Source organism: Sodalis sp. RH20, assembly GCF_047324205.1.
Classification (GTDB): domain Bacteria; phylum Pseudomonadota; class Gammaproteobacteria; order Enterobacterales; family Enterobacteriaceae; genus Acerihabitans.
Genome location: NZ_CP178733.1, coordinates 453,024 through 469,909, shown reverse-complemented (window position 1 = coordinate 469,909; position 16,886 = coordinate 453,024). Strand labels below are relative to the sequence as shown.

At 58.6% G+C, this 16,886-nt stretch carries 15 protein-coding genes, 4 tRNA genes and 4 other RNA genes; 13 read left to right on the top strand and 10 right to left on the bottom strand.

Going from position 1 to position 16,886, the window contains the following annotated elements:
• Nucleotides 1-47: 47 nt before the first annotated feature.
• The 8 genes from ACL2XM_RS02250 (at nt 48) to ACL2XM_RS02215 (ending at nt 1,146) form a co-directional block, all read left to right on the top strand.
• A tRNA-Val gene (locus ACL2XM_RS02250) sits at nt 48-123 on the top strand.
• Between the two features lie 56 nt (nt 124-179).
• Nucleotides 180-255 (top strand) — tRNA-Val (locus ACL2XM_RS02245).
• Nucleotides 256-296: 41 nt separating this feature from the next.
• A tRNA-Val gene (locus tag ACL2XM_RS02240) sits at nt 297-372 on the top strand.
• A 17-nt stretch (nt 373-389) separates the two neighbouring features.
• Nucleotides 390-465, top strand: a tRNA-Lys gene (locus ACL2XM_RS02235).
• A 44-nt stretch (nt 466-509) separates the two neighbouring features.
• A non-coding RNA gene (locus tag ACL2XM_RS02230) (RtT sRNA) lies at nt 510-635 on the top strand.
• Nucleotides 636-679: 44 nt separating this feature from the next.
• Nucleotides 680-805: non-coding RNA, RtT sRNA (locus ACL2XM_RS02225), on the top strand.
• Between the two features lie 45 nt (nt 806-850).
• Nucleotides 851-976: non-coding RNA, RtT sRNA (locus ACL2XM_RS02220), on the top strand.
• 44 nt (nt 977-1,020) lie between these two features.
• Nucleotides 1,021-1,146, top strand: a non-coding RNA gene (locus ACL2XM_RS02215) — RtT sRNA.
• 38 nt (nt 1,147-1,184) lie between these two features.
• Here ACL2XM_RS02215 and ACL2XM_RS02210 read toward each other — a convergent pair.
• Nucleotides 1,185-2,087 carry a LysR substrate-binding domain-containing protein gene (locus ACL2XM_RS02210; protein WP_413729708.1) on the bottom strand — a complete coding sequence of 301 codons (903 nt, stop codon included), beginning with the start codon at nt 2,085-2,087 and terminating at the stop codon, nt 1,185-1,187.
• A gap of 117 nt (nt 2,088-2,204) precedes the next feature.
• Here ACL2XM_RS02210 and ACL2XM_RS02205 point away from each other — a divergent pair, with 117 nt between their 5' ends.
• The 4 genes from ACL2XM_RS02205 to ACL2XM_RS02190 all read left to right on the top strand — a co-directional run bounded on the left by ACL2XM_RS02205 (nt 2,205) and on the right by ACL2XM_RS02190 (nt 5,474).
• Entirely contained in the window at nt 2,205-3,041 is an 837-nt protein-coding gene (locus tag ACL2XM_RS02205) for an enoyl-CoA hydratase/isomerase family protein (protein WP_413723364.1), read from the top strand.
• Nucleotides 3,042-3,059: 18 nt separating this feature from the next.
• Nucleotides 3,060-3,467 (top strand): nuclear transport factor 2 family protein, encoded by a 408-nt coding sequence (locus ACL2XM_RS02200; protein ID WP_413723365.1) that lies wholly within the window; start codon nt 3,060-3,062, stop codon nt 3,465-3,467.
• A gap of 2 nt (nt 3,468-3,469) precedes the next feature.
• Nucleotides 3,470-3,883: a carboxymuconolactone decarboxylase family protein gene (locus tag ACL2XM_RS02195; RefSeq protein WP_413723366.1), complete on the top strand. Its 414-nt coding sequence runs from the start codon at nt 3,470-3,472 to the stop codon at nt 3,881-3,883.
• Nucleotides 3,884-4,505: 622 nt separating this feature from the next.
• The gene (locus ACL2XM_RS02190) at nt 4,506-5,474 is read left to right on the top strand and encodes an alpha/beta hydrolase (protein WP_410016758.1); all 969 of its coding nucleotides are present in this window, start codon (nt 4,506-4,508) and stop codon (nt 5,472-5,474) included.
• 63 nt (nt 5,475-5,537) lie between these two features.
• Here the strand turns inward: ACL2XM_RS02190 and ACL2XM_RS02185 are convergent, their stop codons facing one another.
• Nucleotides 5,538-6,362 carry an SDR family oxidoreductase gene (locus ACL2XM_RS02185; protein WP_410014141.1) on the bottom strand — a complete coding sequence of 275 codons (825 nt, stop codon included), beginning with the start codon at nt 6,360-6,362 and terminating at the stop codon, nt 5,538-5,540.
• A gap of 110 nt (nt 6,363-6,472) precedes the next feature.
• On the opposite strand from ACL2XM_RS02185, the gene ACL2XM_RS02180 reads away from it, so the two are divergent.
• Nucleotides 6,473-7,393, top strand: a complete 921-nt coding sequence (locus ACL2XM_RS02180) for a LysR family transcriptional regulator (RefSeq protein ID WP_410014140.1) — start codon at nt 6,473-6,475, stop codon at nt 7,391-7,393.
• Between the two features lie 18 nt (nt 7,394-7,411).
• Here the strand turns inward: ACL2XM_RS02180 and ACL2XM_RS02175 are convergent, their stop codons facing one another.
• The 8 genes from ACL2XM_RS02175 to eat all read right to left on the bottom strand — a co-directional run bounded on the left by ACL2XM_RS02175 (nt 7,412) and on the right by eat (nt 16,741).
• Nucleotides 7,412-8,935 (bottom strand): DHA2 family efflux MFS transporter permease subunit, encoded by a 1,524-nt coding sequence (locus tag ACL2XM_RS02175; RefSeq protein WP_410014139.1) that lies wholly within the window; start codon nt 8,933-8,935, stop codon nt 7,412-7,414.
• Nucleotides 8,936-8,947: 12 nt separating this feature from the next.
• Nucleotides 8,948-10,168 carry an efflux RND transporter periplasmic adaptor subunit gene (locus ACL2XM_RS02170; RefSeq protein ID WP_410014138.1) on the bottom strand — a complete coding sequence of 407 codons (1,221 nt, stop codon included), beginning with the start codon at nt 10,166-10,168 and terminating at the stop codon, nt 8,948-8,950.
• Between the two features lie 10 nt (nt 10,169-10,178).
• Nucleotides 10,179-11,642 (bottom strand): efflux transporter outer membrane subunit, encoded by a 1,464-nt coding sequence (locus ACL2XM_RS02165; RefSeq protein ID WP_410014137.1) that lies wholly within the window; start codon nt 11,640-11,642, stop codon nt 10,179-10,181.
• 15 nt (nt 11,643-11,657) lie between these two features.
• A complete protein-coding gene (locus ACL2XM_RS02160; protein ID WP_410014136.1) occupies nt 11,658-12,104 on the bottom strand; it encodes a MarR family winged helix-turn-helix transcriptional regulator in 447 nt (148 codons plus the stop codon).
• Nucleotides 12,105-12,314: 210 nt separating this feature from the next.
• Nucleotides 12,315-13,049 (bottom strand): 4'-phosphopantetheinyl transferase family protein, encoded by a 735-nt coding sequence (locus ACL2XM_RS02155; RefSeq protein ID WP_413732230.1) that lies wholly within the window; start codon nt 13,047-13,049, stop codon nt 12,315-12,317.
• Between the two features lie 64 nt (nt 13,050-13,113).
• On the bottom strand, nt 13,114-13,920 hold the full coding sequence (gene eutC / locus ACL2XM_RS02150; RefSeq protein WP_410016757.1) for an ethanolamine ammonia-lyase subunit EutC: 807 nt from the start codon (nt 13,918-13,920) through the stop codon (nt 13,114-13,116).
• A gap of 42 nt (nt 13,921-13,962) precedes the next feature.
• Entirely contained in the window at nt 13,963-15,342 is a 1,380-nt protein-coding gene (locus ACL2XM_RS02145) for an ethanolamine ammonia-lyase subunit EutB (RefSeq protein WP_413732229.1), read from the bottom strand.
• 13 nt (nt 15,343-15,355) lie between these two features.
• Nucleotides 15,356-16,741, bottom strand: coding sequence for an ethanolamine permease (gene eat, locus ACL2XM_RS02140; protein WP_410014133.1), 1,386 nt, complete (start codon nt 16,739-16,741; stop codon nt 15,356-15,358).
• Nucleotides 16,742-16,886: the final 145 nt, after the last annotated feature.

The following is a 16,886-nucleotide window of genomic DNA, read 5'->3' as shown; positions in this document are numbered from 1 at the left end:
TCGTTGACTCACTTGGCAGTATCCCTATAATGCGACTCCACACGGCGGGGTGATTAGCTCAGCTGGGAGAGCATCTCCCTTACAAGGAGAGGGTCGGCGGTTCGATCCCGTCATCACCCACCACTTAATTTTCTAAGTGGCTCCGCTGTGAGAAATAGAAGTAATACGCGGTAAGAAGTGGGTGATTAGCTCAGCTGGGAGAGCATCTCCCTTACAAGGAGAGGGTCGGCGGTTCGATCCCGTCATCACCCACCACTTCTTAAGTCGGTATTGTTTTGATGTTCGTTTACAGAAATGGGTGATTAGCTCAGCTGGGAGAGCATCTCCCTTACAAGGAGAGGGTCGGCGGTTCGATCCCGTCATCACCCACCATTTCTGTCCTTTTAAGTGGGTCGTTAGCTCAGTTGGTAGAGCAGTTGACTTTTAATCAATTGGTCGCAGGTTCGAATCCTGCACGACCCACCACTTTCAAGAATACCCCCCAAACTTCAAACCAAGCCAATACCTCAATATTTCGCGTGTCGTGCGGATTTGAACCTGCGCAGGTTCGAGTCGAGCGCAGCGAGACAGCGTTGCCGCCAGGCGACGACCCGAAGGGCGAGGCCAGCGGCCGAGTCATCCTGCACGACCCACCACTTTCAAGAATACCCCCCAAACTTCAAACCAAGCCAATACCTCAATATTTCGCGTGTCGTGCGGATTTGAACCTGCGCAGGTTCGAGTCGAGCGCAGCGAGACAGCGTTGCCGCCAGGCGACGACCCGAAGGGCGAGGCCAGCGGCCGAGTCATCCTGCACGACCCACCACTTTCAAGAATACCCCCCCAATCTTCAAACCAAGCCAATACTACAATATTTCGCGCGTCGTGCGGATTTGAACCTGCGCAGGTTCGAGTCGAGCGCAGCGAGACAGCGTTGCCGCCAGGCGACGACCCGAAGGGCGAGGCCAGCGGCCGAGTCATCCTGCACGACCCACCACTTTCAAGAATACCCCTCAAACTTCAAACCAGGCCAATACCTCAATATTTCGCGCGTCGTGCGGATTTGAACCTGCGCAGGTTCGGGTCGAGCGCAGCGAGACAGCGTTGCCGCCAGGCGACGACCCGAAGGGCGAGGCCAGCGGCCGAGTCATCCTGCACGACCCAACAGCTTTCGTTCCGGGGTGACACTGGCCCGATAACTTCAGCTATACCGCCGCGGTTTTGCTGCGTAAAAAATCGAGCACGGCTCTGGTTGCTGCGCTGATGTGCTTATCACGGTAATAGTAGGCCCAGAAGCCCTGATAGACAGGACACCACTCCTGCAACAAAGGCACCAGCTTCCCGCTATCAATCTCTTCCTGTAAATGGTGCTCGACCCACATGGCAATACCCAGACCCTCTGTTGCGGCCCGTACCGCTGCACGCCGATCATTGATGGTCAGTGGCCCCTGTACTGCAAGGGTGATTTTCTCGCTGCCTTTACTGAACTCCCAGTTATAAGGCGAGGCATCAGGCTGCTGCCGCCAGTTAATACATCGATGGCGAGCCAGGTCTCTGGGGTGTTCTGGTGTTCCATTGGTCGCAAGGTAATCGGGGGAAGCCACCGGAATTTGTCGTAGTGCAGGGCCAACCGGAAAGGCGACCGTTTCCGGGTGTATGTATTCACCTAAGCGAAAACCAATGTCATATCCCTCACTGACGATGTCGATCCAGGCATCGTCCAGACGAACTTCCAGAGTGATTTCCGGGTATGAGGTATGAAATGTCGCAAGACGAGGGGCGATCAGATCATTCCAGGCAACGCGCGGCATAACGAGCCTGACATTCCCGACCGGGTGTTCACGTTGCCAGGATAGTTCCCGGGTTGCGGCTTCAATTTCCTGAAACGCCAGGCTCAGGCGTGCCAACAGTTGTGCCCCCTGATCGGTTGTGGACACACTTCGAGTGGTACGATGAAAAAGCTGGACCCCGGTCCGCTCCTCCAGGCGACGAATGATCTGGCTCATCGCTGAAGGGCTAATCTCCAGCAGACGAGCCCCGCCATTAAAGCTACCGGCTGTCGCAACAGCGATGAACGCTTCGTAGTCTTTAAATAGAGTCGATTTCATAGAGGTGTAAATTATATATCCTAACTGACATAGTTAATTGAAAATAACGGCGATTATCATTTTATTTATAATATGTATGCTTGTCGACACACTAGACACACTAATAGGAGAACCTTGATGCCTGACAAGCGATATTCCACCCTGCGTAAGCAACTGGATGATGGCGTGGCCACTGTCACGTTTGACAATCCTCCCCTCAATCTCGTCACCCCTGAAGTGATCGGGGAACTGACACTACTGCTTGAGGAATTGCGAACGGATGATAGGGTACGCACCATTGTGTTCGACAGTGCTGACCCCGATTTTTTTATCGGACATGCGGATCTCAACCTCTTTCTCGGCCCCCGTGATCGGGTGCCGCCGAAAGGCAACACACTCAACCCACTGCAAACCCTTCTGGAAACACTGCGAACGCTGCCTAAGGCCACTATCGCTATGCTTGACGGGCGTGCAGTCGGGATTGGGCCGGAGTTTCTTACCTCCTGTGATATGGCTTTTGCCTCTGATCGCTCGGTCCTGATGCAATTCGAGGTGGCTATGGGCGTGCTGCCTGGTGCAACGGGGTCACAGCGCCTGCCACGCCTACTGGGACGTATGCGGGCACTTGAAGTGATTCTGGGATGCGATGAAATCGCCGCTGATGTGGCTGAACGTTATGGCTTTATCAACCGTGCGATGCCAGTGGCCGAGCTCAAACCCTTTGTGAAGAGGCTAGCCCACCGGATTGCAACTTTCCCGGCGCAGGCTATCGCACTCACCAAAGTGGCGGTGGATGCTGCCGATCATCTGCCGATCCATCTCGGCCTGCTCGAAGAGAGTCATACCCTTAATCAGACGCTGGTGAGTGGCGAAGCTCAACGCCGGATGAAATCGTTTCTCGCTATGGGAGCGCAGACGGTGGAGTTTGAGAAAAACGACTTCGCCAGTTCGCTCGACAAGCTGCAATCTTCCTAATCGGAAAGGAGATATCACATGATCCACTTAACACCCAGGGCAGCGATGCAAAAGCTGGTCGATGATATTTCGAGTGATAACTGGCACGAACTGCACATGCTGTATGCACCTGACGCAGTTGTCCGCCATCCCATCGCACGTGATGAGCGCTCGTTGCTGCAAGGACGTAAAGGCCTAAAACAGCATTTTGAACGTTTTTTCGCCACAGGAGTGAAATTGCGTGCGACACCGATTCATTTCATTGATACCACGGACCCCGAACTGGTGATCGGTTCCTTCACCTACCACGGTGAAAAGGGTTTCGGGATGGAACATTTTGATCTGGAAGCGTGTTTCATCTGGCGGGTCCGTGATGGATTGATTCTTGACACGACCGATTACCTCAGCCCTCCGGTGCCGCCCCGTGACCAAACACAGGAGAAATAAACATGACACAATCCGCTATTAACCTCAGCCAGACCACCACTGAACGTCGTCAGCGAGGTGAGGAAATCATACGTCTACTGACCAATGGCGCACCGCAGCCTGCTTCACTGGATGCACTGGAACGTGACTTCCCGTTTCTTTCAAATGCCGTGAGTGCATTCGCGGTTGGTGAAATTTTCGATCGCACCGGCGTGTTGGACATTCGCACGCGTCAGATTGCGCTTTGTACGGCTTTCGCAGCGCTGGGTCTGACGGATTTTTTGAAGATTCATGCCGGTTATGCCCTCAATCACGGTGCCAGCGAAGAAGAAATTAAGGAAATCGCCAATATCGTGATTATTCCGGGTGGTTTCCCCCGGGCCATCATGGCTTCGCAGGCAATTTCAGCGTTACTTGCGGAGCGCAAAAAGGACTGACGACCAGACGCCCATGCAGAACGCACTACCATCAGGCTGTGCGTTATTTTTTGGGAAATATGTTTCCCCCGACTCATGGCTTTTGAACTTAATTGATGGATGTCATAACCATCTTCTGGCCCGGCGGTACCTTACAGTAAAACCCACTGCGGGAGGCGATATATTTTGTCATCGGGCCAGAAACAGGCTGGCATAGCTGTCGGATGTGTATACTGCTTTCAGCGAACACAGACCGAAAATTAATCTGATTAAATGTTTTTTAAACATGTACCTATCCCACAAGCGGCGCCGTCAATCGGCTCGCGGGGAACGCGAGCGGCTGGGGTGGCTAAAAAAAACTTATTAAATAGCTTGCTATTTAATATCGAGTTAACTAAATTACCTCCAGGGAACTTAGCAAGGCCGGAAAGACCCAGTTAACCTACAAGACACCGCACCTGTGCTAACGTTTTCAGGACAGAGTTACAACCAATTAAATAGTGTGCTATATATTATTTCACTATTTAATGATGTGCGTAGCATAACCGTCACCATCGCCCCCGGCGATACCTTTTATCACACAAGGAAATTTATCATGAACAAATTAACCACCCTGTTTACCGCTTCACTGTTGACGCTCGGCATGAGCAGCGCGTTTGCCGCGGCCCAGACCTCCGCCGCCGATCGCCAGGTCCAGGCGTTCCTGAACGCGTTAAACAGCCAGGGCGGCAAACCCATGGAGCAGCTTTCGCCGCAAGATGCACGCCAGGTATTGGTTGATGCGCAAGCCAACGCCAAGCTGCCGCCGGCCGATGTCAGCGAAAAAACCATTAACGTCGACGGGAAGGATATCTCCCTGACCATCGTCAAACCTGCCGGCGCCAGCGGCACGCTGCCGGTATTTATGTTCTTCCACGGCGGCGGCTGGATCCTGGGCGACTTCCCCACCCATGAACGCCTGGTGCGTGATTTGGTCGTGGAATCCGGAGCGGCGGCGGTATTTGTAAATTACACGCCTTCCCCAGAAGCGCATTATCCGGTGGCCATCAACCAGGCCTATGACGCAACGCGCTGGGTAGCCGAACATGGAGCGGAAATCGGCGTCGACGGCTCACGTCTCGCCGTGGCCGGCAACAGCGTCGGCGGCAATATGGCGACGGTGGTGGCGCTGATGGCAAAAGAAAAAGGCGCGCCGAAAATCCGTTTCGAAGCCCTGATGTGGCCGGTGACCAACGCGAATTTCGATACTGTTTCCTATAAAACCTACGCCAACGGCCATTTCCTAACGCGTAATATGATGAAATGGTTCTGGGATGCTTATACCAAGGATGTCGCGCAGCGCAAGGATATTCACGCCTCGCCGCTGATGGCAACCCCGGCCCAGTTGAAAGGCCTGCCGCCGACGCTTATCCAAACCGCCGAGCTGGACGTACTGCGCGATGAGGGTGAAGCCTATGGCCGCAAACTGGATGCCGCCGGCGTAGACGTTACCATCACCCGTTATAACGGCATGATCCATGACTTCGGCTTGTTAAACCCGTTAAGCCAGGTGCCGGCGGTGCGTTCCCAAGTCCTGCAGGCCGCGACCGAACTGAAAACCCATCTGCAATAAGCACTCCGTTGATGACCACCCGGGAGCCTGATGGCTCCCTTTGCGTTATCCGCAGCCGGGCTGTCAGCAAAATCTTTCCCGCATAAAAGCAATATACTCATCCTCGGGCAATTCGCGCCGGGCGCGGATAAATCCCCGGCTATCGTCCCCGATCAGATAACGCAAACGATCCGACCCATCGGTGGCCGCCTCATGGATAACCTTGGCCACATCCAGCGCACTGATGGTCCTGGCCGCGCCCAGCGCGGCAAATGCCCGCTGCGTCTTGGCGATAAAAAGCGCGTAATCGGTTAATCCTTTATCCTGGGCTTGATATTCGCCCTGGCGCTCGACAAACCGGGTTTCCGTCACGCCGCCGTGCGGGATAACCAGTTTTACGCCGATGCCCACCGCCGCCAGCTCATAGGCCAGCGCTTCGCTAAACCCCTCCAGGGCAAATTTACTGGCGCAATAAAGCGAAATCATCGGCAGGGTGAACAGGCCGGCGCCGGAACTGAGATTGATAATAGTGCCGCTGCCCTGGCGGCGAAAATGCGGCAGCAGCGCCCGTGTCACCGCCATGACCCCGAAAACGTTGACGGCGAACTGCCGCTGGATCTGGGCCTCGGTCACGGCCTCAAACAGTCCGAACTGGCCGAAGCCGGCGTTATTGACCAGCGCGTCGATAGCGCCAAAGCGTTGCATGCCGGCGTCGATGGCGTCGCCGATGCTGTGCGCATCCTCCACATCCAGCCTGGTCAGCAAGATATTATCGCGCCCGGCCAGCGGGGATTCCGGCTGCGGGTGGCGTAGCGTGGCGACCACGTTCCAGCCTTGATCGGCAAAATAGCCGGCGGCGGCCAGGCCGATGCCTGAAGAGGTGCCGGTGATGAGCAGGGTTTTTGCCATGGGTGACAGACTCCGTTGGAAAGGCGTGAATGCCTGCGGCCAGCATAAATCCGTTGAAAGCATGCAACAATAGGCCTAATTTGACATGATTTGATGCAGGAAATAGCACAATGAAGAATACGGCATTGTTCGAACTGCAGGCTATAGACGCGGTGGCGTCGGCCGGCAGTTTCCGTCAGGCCGCCAGCCAGCTCGGCATTTCACCGTCGGCGCTTAGCCACCGGGTGGCGACGCTGGAAAGCCGTCTGGGGGTGCGTCTGTTTAACCGCACCACCCGCAGCGTTTCATTATCCCAGGCTGGCGAACAATTGCTAAACCGGGTGCGCCCGGCGCTCAATGAAATCGATGCGGCCATGGAGGGCGTCAACCGGTTTCGCCTGACGCCGTCCGGGCGCCTGCGGCTCAATACCGCCGAAGCGGCGGCCAGGATGATCCTGCGGCCGATCGTGCTGGAATTTTTGCGCCGTTATCCCGATATGACGGTGGAGATCGTGGCCGACGGCCGGCTGGTGGATATCGTCGCGGAGGGCTTCGACGCCGGCATCCGGCTGGCGGAAAGCGTGCCGCTGGATATGATTGCCGTGCCCTGCTCGCCGCCGCTGCGTTTTCTGGTGGTGGGCGCGCCGGCGTATTTTGCCTTATACGGCCGTGCGCAGGAGCCGGGCGAACTTGTCCGGCACCGCTGCCTGCGCAGCCTGCTGCCCAGCGGCGCGCCGCTGCATTGGCAATTTGAACGACGGGGCGAAAAGCGGGTGGTGAATGTGAGCGGCCCGCTGACGCTGGATAACCAGCCGCTGATGATCGACGCAGCCCTGGCGGGCGCCGGTCTGGCCTGGGTGAGTGAATCGGCGGCGGCGCCCTATCTGTTGTCCGGCGCGCTGTCGCCGGTACTGGAAGACTGGTGTCCGCGGTTTGCGGGGCTGCGCCTGTATTATCCGGGACACCGGCTGGTGCCGGCCGGTTTACGCATGTTTATCGATCTTATCCGTGAAGTCATGGATAGTCATGGCGACGCCCGGACGCCGCCATGAAGAATGCGCGCAATGACGTTAGTGTGCCCCGCCCCCGCCGCCCTGGGCGCTGAACGGCGGTTTCGCCAGCCAGATAACCAGGATCAGGGCAAAAAACATCCAGCCCAGCAGGGTAAAGTAGTCAATGGTGGAGAGCATATACGCCTGGCTTTCCACCAGCTTATCCAGTTGCGCCATGGCAGTCTGGCTGGCGCCCCCCAGCCCGGCGATGTACTCCTGGGTGTTGGCGCTGTAGGGCGTGATGTTTTCCGTCAACTGCGCATGGTGGAAAATTTCACGCCGTTGCCAAATCCAGGTGGTTAACGAAGAGGCAAAACTGCCGCCCAATACGCGCAGGAAGGTTGCCAGTCCCGATCCGTCGGCAATCTCCCTTGGCGACAGGCTCGAGAGCAGGATACTGGTGGTCGGCATAAAAAACAGCGCCACGCCGATCCCCATAAAGCCCTGGATCATCGCAATATGATAATAATCCACCTGGGTGGTGAAATCAGCGCGCATAAAGCAGCTGACGCCGATCACCAGGAAGGAGCCGCCCGCCAGCAGCCTGAGGTCGAACTTATGGGCATAGCGCCCCACCAACGGCGACATGAATACCGGCAGTATGCCGATCGGCGCCGCCGCCAGCCCCGCCCAAACCGGTGTGTAGCCTAATTGGGTTTGCAGCCACTGCGGCAGTAACAGATTGATGCCGAAAAAGCCCGAATACCCCAATACCAGCGCCAGGGTGCCGAATGAAAAGTTGCGGTAGCGGAACAGTCGCAGATTAACGATGGGATGTTTATCGGTAAACTCCCAAATCACCAGGGCTGTCAGCGAGATAGCGGCAATCAGCGCGCCGATGATAATAAAGTTGGACCCAAACCAGTCCAGGTCGTTTCCTTTATCCAGCACCACCTGCAGCAGGCCGACGCCCACCACCAGCAGGCCCAGGCCGATATAATCTATAGGCTGGTGCTCCTGCTCCTCCGGGCGCCCCTTTAACTGGGCGAACACCAGCATGGCGGCAAATATACCTATGGGTACGTTGATAAAGAAGATCCACGGCCAGGTGTAGTTATCGGTAATCCAGCCGCCCGCCAGCGGACCGACAATGGGCGCCACCACCGTCACCATGGCCAGCAGCGACAGCGCCATCCCCCGCTTGGCGGCGGGATAAATCGACAGCAGCAGGGTCTGCGCCATGGGATACAGCGGACCGGCGAAGAACCCCTGCAAGGCGCGGAAAATGACCAATTGCGTCATGCTTTGCGAAATACCGCACAAAAACGAGGTGATGATAAACAGCAGCACCGACGCCAGGAACAGTTTGGTCTGGCCGAAGCGCCGCGACATCCAACCGGTCAACGGCAGGGCGATGGCGTTGGAGACCGCGAACGAGGTAATAACCCAGGTCCCCTGCTCCGAGCTGACGCCCAGATTGCCGGAAATGGTCGGCAACGCCACGTTGGCAATCGTGGTATCCAGTACCTGCATAAATGTCGCCAGCGACAGTCCGATGGTGGCCAAGACCAGGCTGGGCGGACGAAACGATTGTTCACTCATGGCGACTCCGCATTAATTTTTACCCTGGCCGGCGGCCATGGCCTGCTCGCCATTTTCATGGATGATGCGGGCCACCAGCTTATCGGCTTCCACCAGTTGATGGTCGTAGACATCGGTGGCGAAACGCGGCTGCTCTTGCGGATTAACCGCCAACACGGGGCCGTCCTGGTTGTGCAGGTTCACGGTCACGTTGGTGGACAGCCCTATGCGCAGCGGGAATTTATCCAGATGATCGGGCTCCAGGCGAATGCGCACCGGTAAACGCTGGACAATCTTGATCCAGTTGCCGCTGGCGTTTTGCGCCGGCAGCAGCGAGAAGGCGCTGCCGGTGCCGACGCCCAGGCTTTCGACCTTGCCGCGATAGGCGACATCGCCGCCGTAAAGGTCGGCATCAATTTCCACGGGCTGGCCGATGCGCATTTTCACCAGCTGTGTTTCCTTGAAATTGGCGTCGATCCAGATTTGATCCAGCGGCACCACCGCCATCAGGGCGCTGCCCGGCTGCACGCGGCTGCCGACCTGCACGGAACGCTTGGCCACATAACCGCTGACCGGCGCCACCATGGTGCTGCGCACATGATCCAGATAGGCCTTGCGCAGCTGGGCGGCCGCGGCCTTCACATCGGGATGGGAACTGATGGTGGTGTCGTCCACCAGGGCAAACGTGGTGCTTAACTGCTGCTGGGCCGACGTGAGCGAGGTTTCCGCCGAGGTCAGCGCGTCGCGTGAATGCGACAGCTCTTCCTGGGATATCGCCCCGTCGCGCGCCAGGTTGGCCCGCCGCTGGTAGTCGTCCCGGGCGCGCTGCAGCTGGATTTTGCTCGCCGCCACCATGGCCTTGTAATTATCCACATTGCTGTATAATCCCCGCACCTGGCGCACGACCTTGGCCAGATTGGCCTCGGCGCTTTCCTGGTTGACGATGGTATCGCTGGGATCCAGGCGCACCAATACCTGGCCCTGGCGGACAAAGTCGCCGTCATCGGCGGCGATGGCGGTAACCGTACCCGACACCTGCGGCGTAATCTGCACCAGATTGCCGGAGACATAAGCATCATCGGTGGATTCAAAAAAACGGGCGTGCAGCCAATAATAAAGGCCAAAAGCAATAGCGGCCACAATAATTATCGCCATTAAAATCAACAACATCAGTCTGCGCTTACCCGACTTCGCCGGCGGATTGACCGGCGCGGCGTTGTTATCTGTTGGAGCGTTGGTGGAATTCTCAGCCATAAAATAGTTCTCAGTGTGCTTGATTCATGGCCACGTTTTGCGCGGCATTGGAAGAAACGGAAGAATGAAAGCCGCCGCCCAGCGCCTGCATCAGCAAGATGGCGGTGTCGGTACGATCGGCACTCAACGCGGCCAGCTGACGCTCGGCCTGGATAAGCTGTTGTTCTACGCTCAGGGCATCAAGATAGTTGCCGACGCCCGCGCTGTAGCGCTGCATGGCATTGCCCCATGAATCATTGGCGATATCCCGCGCGCGCATTTGCTGCTGGATTTGGATATCCAGTGAATTCAGGCGGGTAATGGCATCGCCAATATCCCCCAGCGCCGACACCAGCGACTGGTTGTATTGCGCCACCGCCAGATCGTAATCGGCATTGCTGCCGGCCAGATCGGCGCGACGGCGGCCGCCGTCGAAGATGGGCAGCGACAGGGCCGGTCCAATGCTGAAATAACGTTCTGGCGCGCCAAAGAACGCGTCTCCCACCAGCGATTTGGTGCCGGCGGCGGCGGTCAGGTTAATGTTGGGGTAAAAGGCGGTACGGCTGACCTTGATATCCTTGGTTGCCGCCTCGACCCGCCAGCGCGCGGCCACCAGATCCGGCCGGCGGCCGAGCAGCTCGGCCGGAAGCGTGGGCGGCAGGCTGACGACGGACGGCGCAATCAGCTTCGGCCGCGGCAGGCCGGCGGCGCGATCCGGGCCCTGCCCCAGCAAGACCGCCAGACGGATGCCGGCGGCGCGCACCTGCTGCTGGGTGTCGGTCAGGCTGGCTTCGGCCGAGGCCTCGAGGCTTTCGGTCTGTTGATACTGGAATTTACTGTCCAGCCCGGCGTTAAGACGCTTGGAGGCCAGATTCAGCATGGTGCGGGTGCGCTCCAGATCTTTTTGCGCCAGATCCTGCATCGCCCAGGCCTGGCCCAGGGTGTTGTAGGCGCGCGCCACGTCCGCGGACAACGTCAGCCTGGCCGCCTGGCGATCGACCTCCGAGGCGTTGGCCCGACCGACCGCGGCTTCCCAGGCGGCACGCTGCCCGCCCCATAAATCGAAGCTGTAATCGAAGTTCGCCGACAGGGTGCGCAGCGTGGCATATCTTTTACCTTGCCCGGTAGGATCGTCCACCGCGGACATGCGTTCGCGCGTGATGCCGGCGTTAGCATCAAGCGTCGGCATGCGATCGGCCTCGGCGGCCAGGACCGTGGCGCTGGCCTGGCGCGCGCGCGCGTCCGCCACCTGCAGATCGGGGCTGGAACGCAAGGCTTGCTGGATGAGCAGGTTAAGCTGCGGGTCGCCAAGGCTGTTCCACCAGTCGGCAGCCGGCCAGCCGGCGCTGGACAGGGTATTGGCCTTCAGCGTGTTTTCACTGTGCAGGCTGGCGACATCAAGCGTCCGGCCTTCGGTATGTAAACCATTTGGCAGGGCGCACCCCGCCAGGATCAGCGAGCAGAGCAACGGTAATAAACGAATGCGCAACGGCATAGTAAAATTTACTCCTTAAATACCGGCAGGGATCGCCAGCTTCTTCAGCAGGCGATCGAATTCATTAAGTTCTGAGGGTGTCAGGGGCGCCAGTAAATCATTAAAGGACTTGAGCGCTATCTGCGGGATCTGCCGGCAAAACGCATGCCCCTGCTCGGTCAGCGCCAGATGGAATTGACGTCGATCGGTGGTGCTGCGCACCCGCATGATCATCTTTTTATTCTGCAGCCGGTCCAGCATGCGCGACATGGCGCCGCTATCGAGGGAGATGCAGCGGCATAGCTCCGCCGACGTGGTTAAACCGTCCCGGTTCATCATCAACATGACCTTGAACTGGGCGGCGGTAATCTCGTAGGGTTCCAGATAGCGTTCAAGAATACGATCCTTGCACAGGTTCAACCGGTGGATTTGCCGTCCCCAGGCATAGACCTTATCAATATCGTCAGCGGAAAAATGGTCCATAATAATCTTTGCCTAGGCAGCTATTAGGCGGGGGACTATACTGCGGCTAAAGTACGTAAACAACCGTCAGTTTTGTAACCAAATATTTACACATGGAGAAATCGGCCGGCGCGGGCTTTTCCACATGGAGAAAAGCGCACTATTTGGTAAACCGACCAGCCTCGTTGGTAAACCGGCCAGCCTCGCCGGGCCAGCAGCAGCCGCAGGATCTCAGTCGTTGCCGATCGCCAGCACCGTCAGCACATCCTCCTCCCTGACGGCATAACCGCATTCAAACAGCATGCCCACCGGCAGCGCGGGCGTCAGTTCGACCTGCAGCTCCAGGGTGATGCGGTTGCCGGCCAGGCGGACCACGCGCGCGTCGAGAAAATCGAAGTAACGCTTGACCGAGGGATACAGCGCCTTGAACAGGCTCTCCTTGGCGGAAAACGCCAGGGTCAGGGCGACGGCGAAAGGCAGTTCCAGGGTGGCGAAATACTCGCGCTCCCAGGCGCTGATGATACCGGGCCACAGTTCCAGCGCGCGGGGAGCGTTAATCAGTGTTTCGATATCTACGCCCAACCCGGATACCGGACGGCCTGGGCGCCGCCAGCCTATACCGATGGCCAGCGTGCCGTGATGGGTCAGCGCGCCCTGCACGTCGTCCGGCCAGGCCGGCGCCCGGTCTTCCCCCGCCAGCAAATCGAAATGGCGATAGCCCGCATCCTCTAATACGCGTCCGGCGACGATGCGCCCCGCCAGATACTCCCCGCGCCGTTTAACGGCGGCGCCGGCGATTGACGGCGGCAGCCTGATACCCCGGGCGGCAAAATCCTCATCGTGATATAAGGCGATGTCAAAGCGACAGGACCAGGCCCGCGCTGGCGCAACCAGGGTAAGCAGATCGGCGGGGCCGAACGGCAGTCCCTGGTCCACGGATAAAATACAGGAAACAGGGTGGCTCATATCGTGAAGGTATCCTTATCGGGTCAAACGCTCAGGAAAACCGGCGCTATCCGCATAAGTATAATCACATTTTGCCCGGCAGGCGTTCGGCCTGTTTAAACAAGGGCTTAATCAGGCCGTATAAGGCCGGATTGTCGCTTTCATCCTTCAGCGCGATGCCCGATAAACGCCGCTGCCCGGCCTGTTCAAGCAGCCATGCCAGTTTAAAGGCCGCCTGGGGATAATCCAGCCCCTCGGGACGGATATTGGAGATACAGTTGCGTTCCGACTCCAGGCGCCGGATATGGGGCTCCCAGGTAAAATAGATGCCCAGGCTGTCAGGCGAGGATAAGCCGGGCCTCTCGCCAATCAGGATTGCCACCGCCCGCGCCTGCAGGCAGGCGCCGATATCATCCCCCAGGGCCACCCGCGACTGGTGTGCCAGCACCACCGGCGCCATTTTCAGCCCCAACAGCGCCAGGTAAGGCGTCAACGCGCGGATAAACGGCACCGCCTGGCGATGTACCGCCTTTGAGGACAGGCCGTCGCCGACTACCAGCAGGATATCGGCCTGTTTATCCGGATACGCGGTTAACATCTTGCGGCTGTCGTCGCCAAGACGGCGGCCCAGGTCCGGCCGGCAAAGATAGGTCTCCCGGTTTTGCGCCGCGCTGTGCACCGTAAGCGTGGTTATGCCATCCGCTTCCAGCTGTCGCGCCAGCGATTCGCTGTCAAAGGGTTGATGCACCGCGTCGCGCGCCTGGGCATGGGCCAGCCCGAAGTTGAGCAGTTCACGGGTAGGCAGGCTGGAGCCGGAACGGCCGAGCGCGATGCGCGCCGCGGTAAACTCCCGCAGGCCCTCCCAGGGGTTGGCATGGACGCTATTGCCCACCGGATATTTGCCGGCCGGCGGCGGGACAGTTTTACTCATGGCTCACTCCAGGACATGATGTTGCAGCAGGGGATGCTGGCCGCTGGTGTCGCGCAGCATCCCGTCGGCGTTGATAATCTGCATACGCTGCAGCCAGGCGGAAAACTCCGGGGCATGTTTGAGCCCGAACAGCTCGCGTACATACAGGGCGTCATGGAACGACGTGCTTTGATAATTCAGCATGATATCGTCCGCGCCCGGCACCCCGATCAAGAACGTCAGCCCGGCGGCGGCCAGCAGGGTCAGCAGCGTGTCCATATCATCCTGGTCGGCCTCGGCATGATTGGTATAGCAGACATCGCACCCCAGCGGCACGCCCAGCAGCTTGCCGCAAAAATGATCTTCCAGCCCGGCGCGGATAATCTGTTTGCCGTCATAGAGATATTCCGGTCCGATAAATCCCACCACGGTATTGATAAGCAAGGGTTTAAAGCGGCGCGCGATGGCATAGGCGCGGGCTTCGCAGGTCTGCTGATCGACGCCGTGATGGGCATTGGCCGACAGGCAACTGCCCTGCCCGGTCTCGAAGTACATCACGTTGTCGCCCAGCGTGCCCCGGTTCAGGCTCAGCGCCGCCTGCCGGGCTTCATCCAGCAGCGCGAGGTTGATGCCGAAACCGGCGTTGGCCGCCTCGGTGCCGGCTATCGACTGGAAGACCAAATCTACCGGCGCGCCGCGCTCAATCAGCTTGATGGTATTGGTGACATGGGTCAGCACGCAGGATTGGGTGGGAATGGCAAAACTGCTGATCACGTCATCGAGCATATAGTTGAGTTTTTCCAACAGCGGCAGGCTGTCGCTGGCGGGATTGATGCCGATCACCGCATCGCCGCTGCCATACAGCAAACCGTCGAGCATGCTGGCGGCGATGCCTTTGAGATCGTCGGTGGGATGATTGGGCTGCAGCCGGACGCTCATATGGCCCGGCAGGCCGATGGTATTGCGAAAGCGGGTGATCACCCGGCATTTTTTCGCCACCAGGATCAGATCCTGGTTACGCATGATTTTGCTTACCGCCGCGGCCATTTCCGGCATGATGCCCGCGGCGACCTGGGCCAGGCGGGCGCTGTCGGTGCGCTCGGACAGCAGCCAGTCGCGGAAATCGCCCACCGTCAGGTGGGCGATGGGAGCAAAGGCCGCCGCGTCGTGACCGTCGATAATCAGGCGCGTGACCTCATCCGTTTCATAAGGAATAAGCGGCTGCTGCAAAAATACCGTCAGCGGCACATCCGCCAGCGCAATGCGCGCCGCCATACGCTCCTCGGCGCTGCCGGCGGCCACTCCGGCCAGGTAATCGCCGGAACGCGCCGGCGATGCCTTGGCCATCAGTTCGCGCAAATCGGCAAAACGGTAGCTGCGATGACTTAGCGTGGCGTGAAACATCAACCCTCCGGGATCAGTCCGATAACGTCAGCTGCGGATCCGGCGCCGCCGCGTCGCGGGCATAACGCGTCAGGCGGAAATAGGCATAACCCAATAACATCATTATGGCGAAAATCATAAACAGCATTTGATTGTAATAGATCATCGCCACCAGGCAGATGACCGCCATCACCAGCGCCAGCGCCGGGGCAAACGGATACAGCGGCGCGCGGAACGGGCGGATAAGCCGGGGTTCAAGGCGGCGCAGTTTAAACAGTGACGCCATGGAGATGATATACATTACAATAGCACCGAATACCGACATGGTAACGATGTTGGCGGTTAATGGCTGGCCGCCGATGATAATCAGGGAATCGGAAAAAATCGCCGCGATGCCCACCACGCCGCCGGCAACGATCGCCAGATGCGGCGTGCGAAAACGACGGTTGATCCTGGAGAGCGGTTTCGGCAGGTAGCCGGCGCGCGCCAGGGCGAAAATCTGGCGCGAGTATCCCATGATAATACCGTGGAACGACGCAATCAGCCCGAACAGCCCCAGCCAGACCAGCATATGCAGCCAGCCGCTGCTGCCGCCGACGATAATCTTCATCGCCTGCGGCAGCGGGTCGTTGATATTGGCCAGTTTGGTCCAGTCGCCCACCCCGCCGGCAAACACCATCACGCCGAGCGCCAGCGCCGTTAAGGTCAGGATGCCGCCGATAAAGGCGCGGGGAATGGTGCGCTGGGGATCCTTGGCCTCTTCGGCCGCCATGGAGGCGCCTTCAATGGCGAGGAAAAACCAGATGGCAAACGGAATGGCGGCAAAAATACCGGAAAACGCGCCGACGCTGAAGTGTTCCGCGCCGGCCCAGCCGCCGCGGGTAAAGTTGGCCAGGTCGAAGCCCGGGGCCACCACGCCCATAAACACCAACAGCTCAAATATCGCCAGCAGGGTGACCAGTAGCTCGAACGTGGCGGCGATACTGACGCCGAGAATATTCAGCGTCATAAACACCAGATAGGCGGCCAGGGCCACCCAGCGCGGTTCCAGCGCCGGAAACTGCACGTTAAGATAGGCGCCGATGGCCATGGCGATGGCCGGCGGGGCAAAGACAAATTCCACCAGGGTGGCGAAACCGGCAATAAAACCGCCGGTGGGACCGAACGCGCGATGGGCGTAGGCGAAGGGACCGCCCGCATGGGGTATGGAGGTGGTCAGTTCGGTGAAGCTGAAGATAAAGGCGCAATACATGGCCGCCACCGCCACCGCGGTGACCAGGAAGCCCAGCGTGCCCGCCTGGGCCCAGCCGTAGCTCCAGCCGAAATACTCGCCGGAAATCACCAGGCCCACGGCGATTCCCCACAAATGGAAACTCCCCAGCGTACGCTTCAAAACCGGTGCCACTTTTGTGCTTTGCATAATGGTGTCCTAGGCTATGTAAGTATTTGTAAAGGTGCAAAGGTCATACCACATCAGCGGAGCACGGTGAATTGAGGCCAATATGCTGATAAAACAGCCGAATCGTTGATTAAAGCGCCGGCCGGGAGGCATAAACACGGGCGCC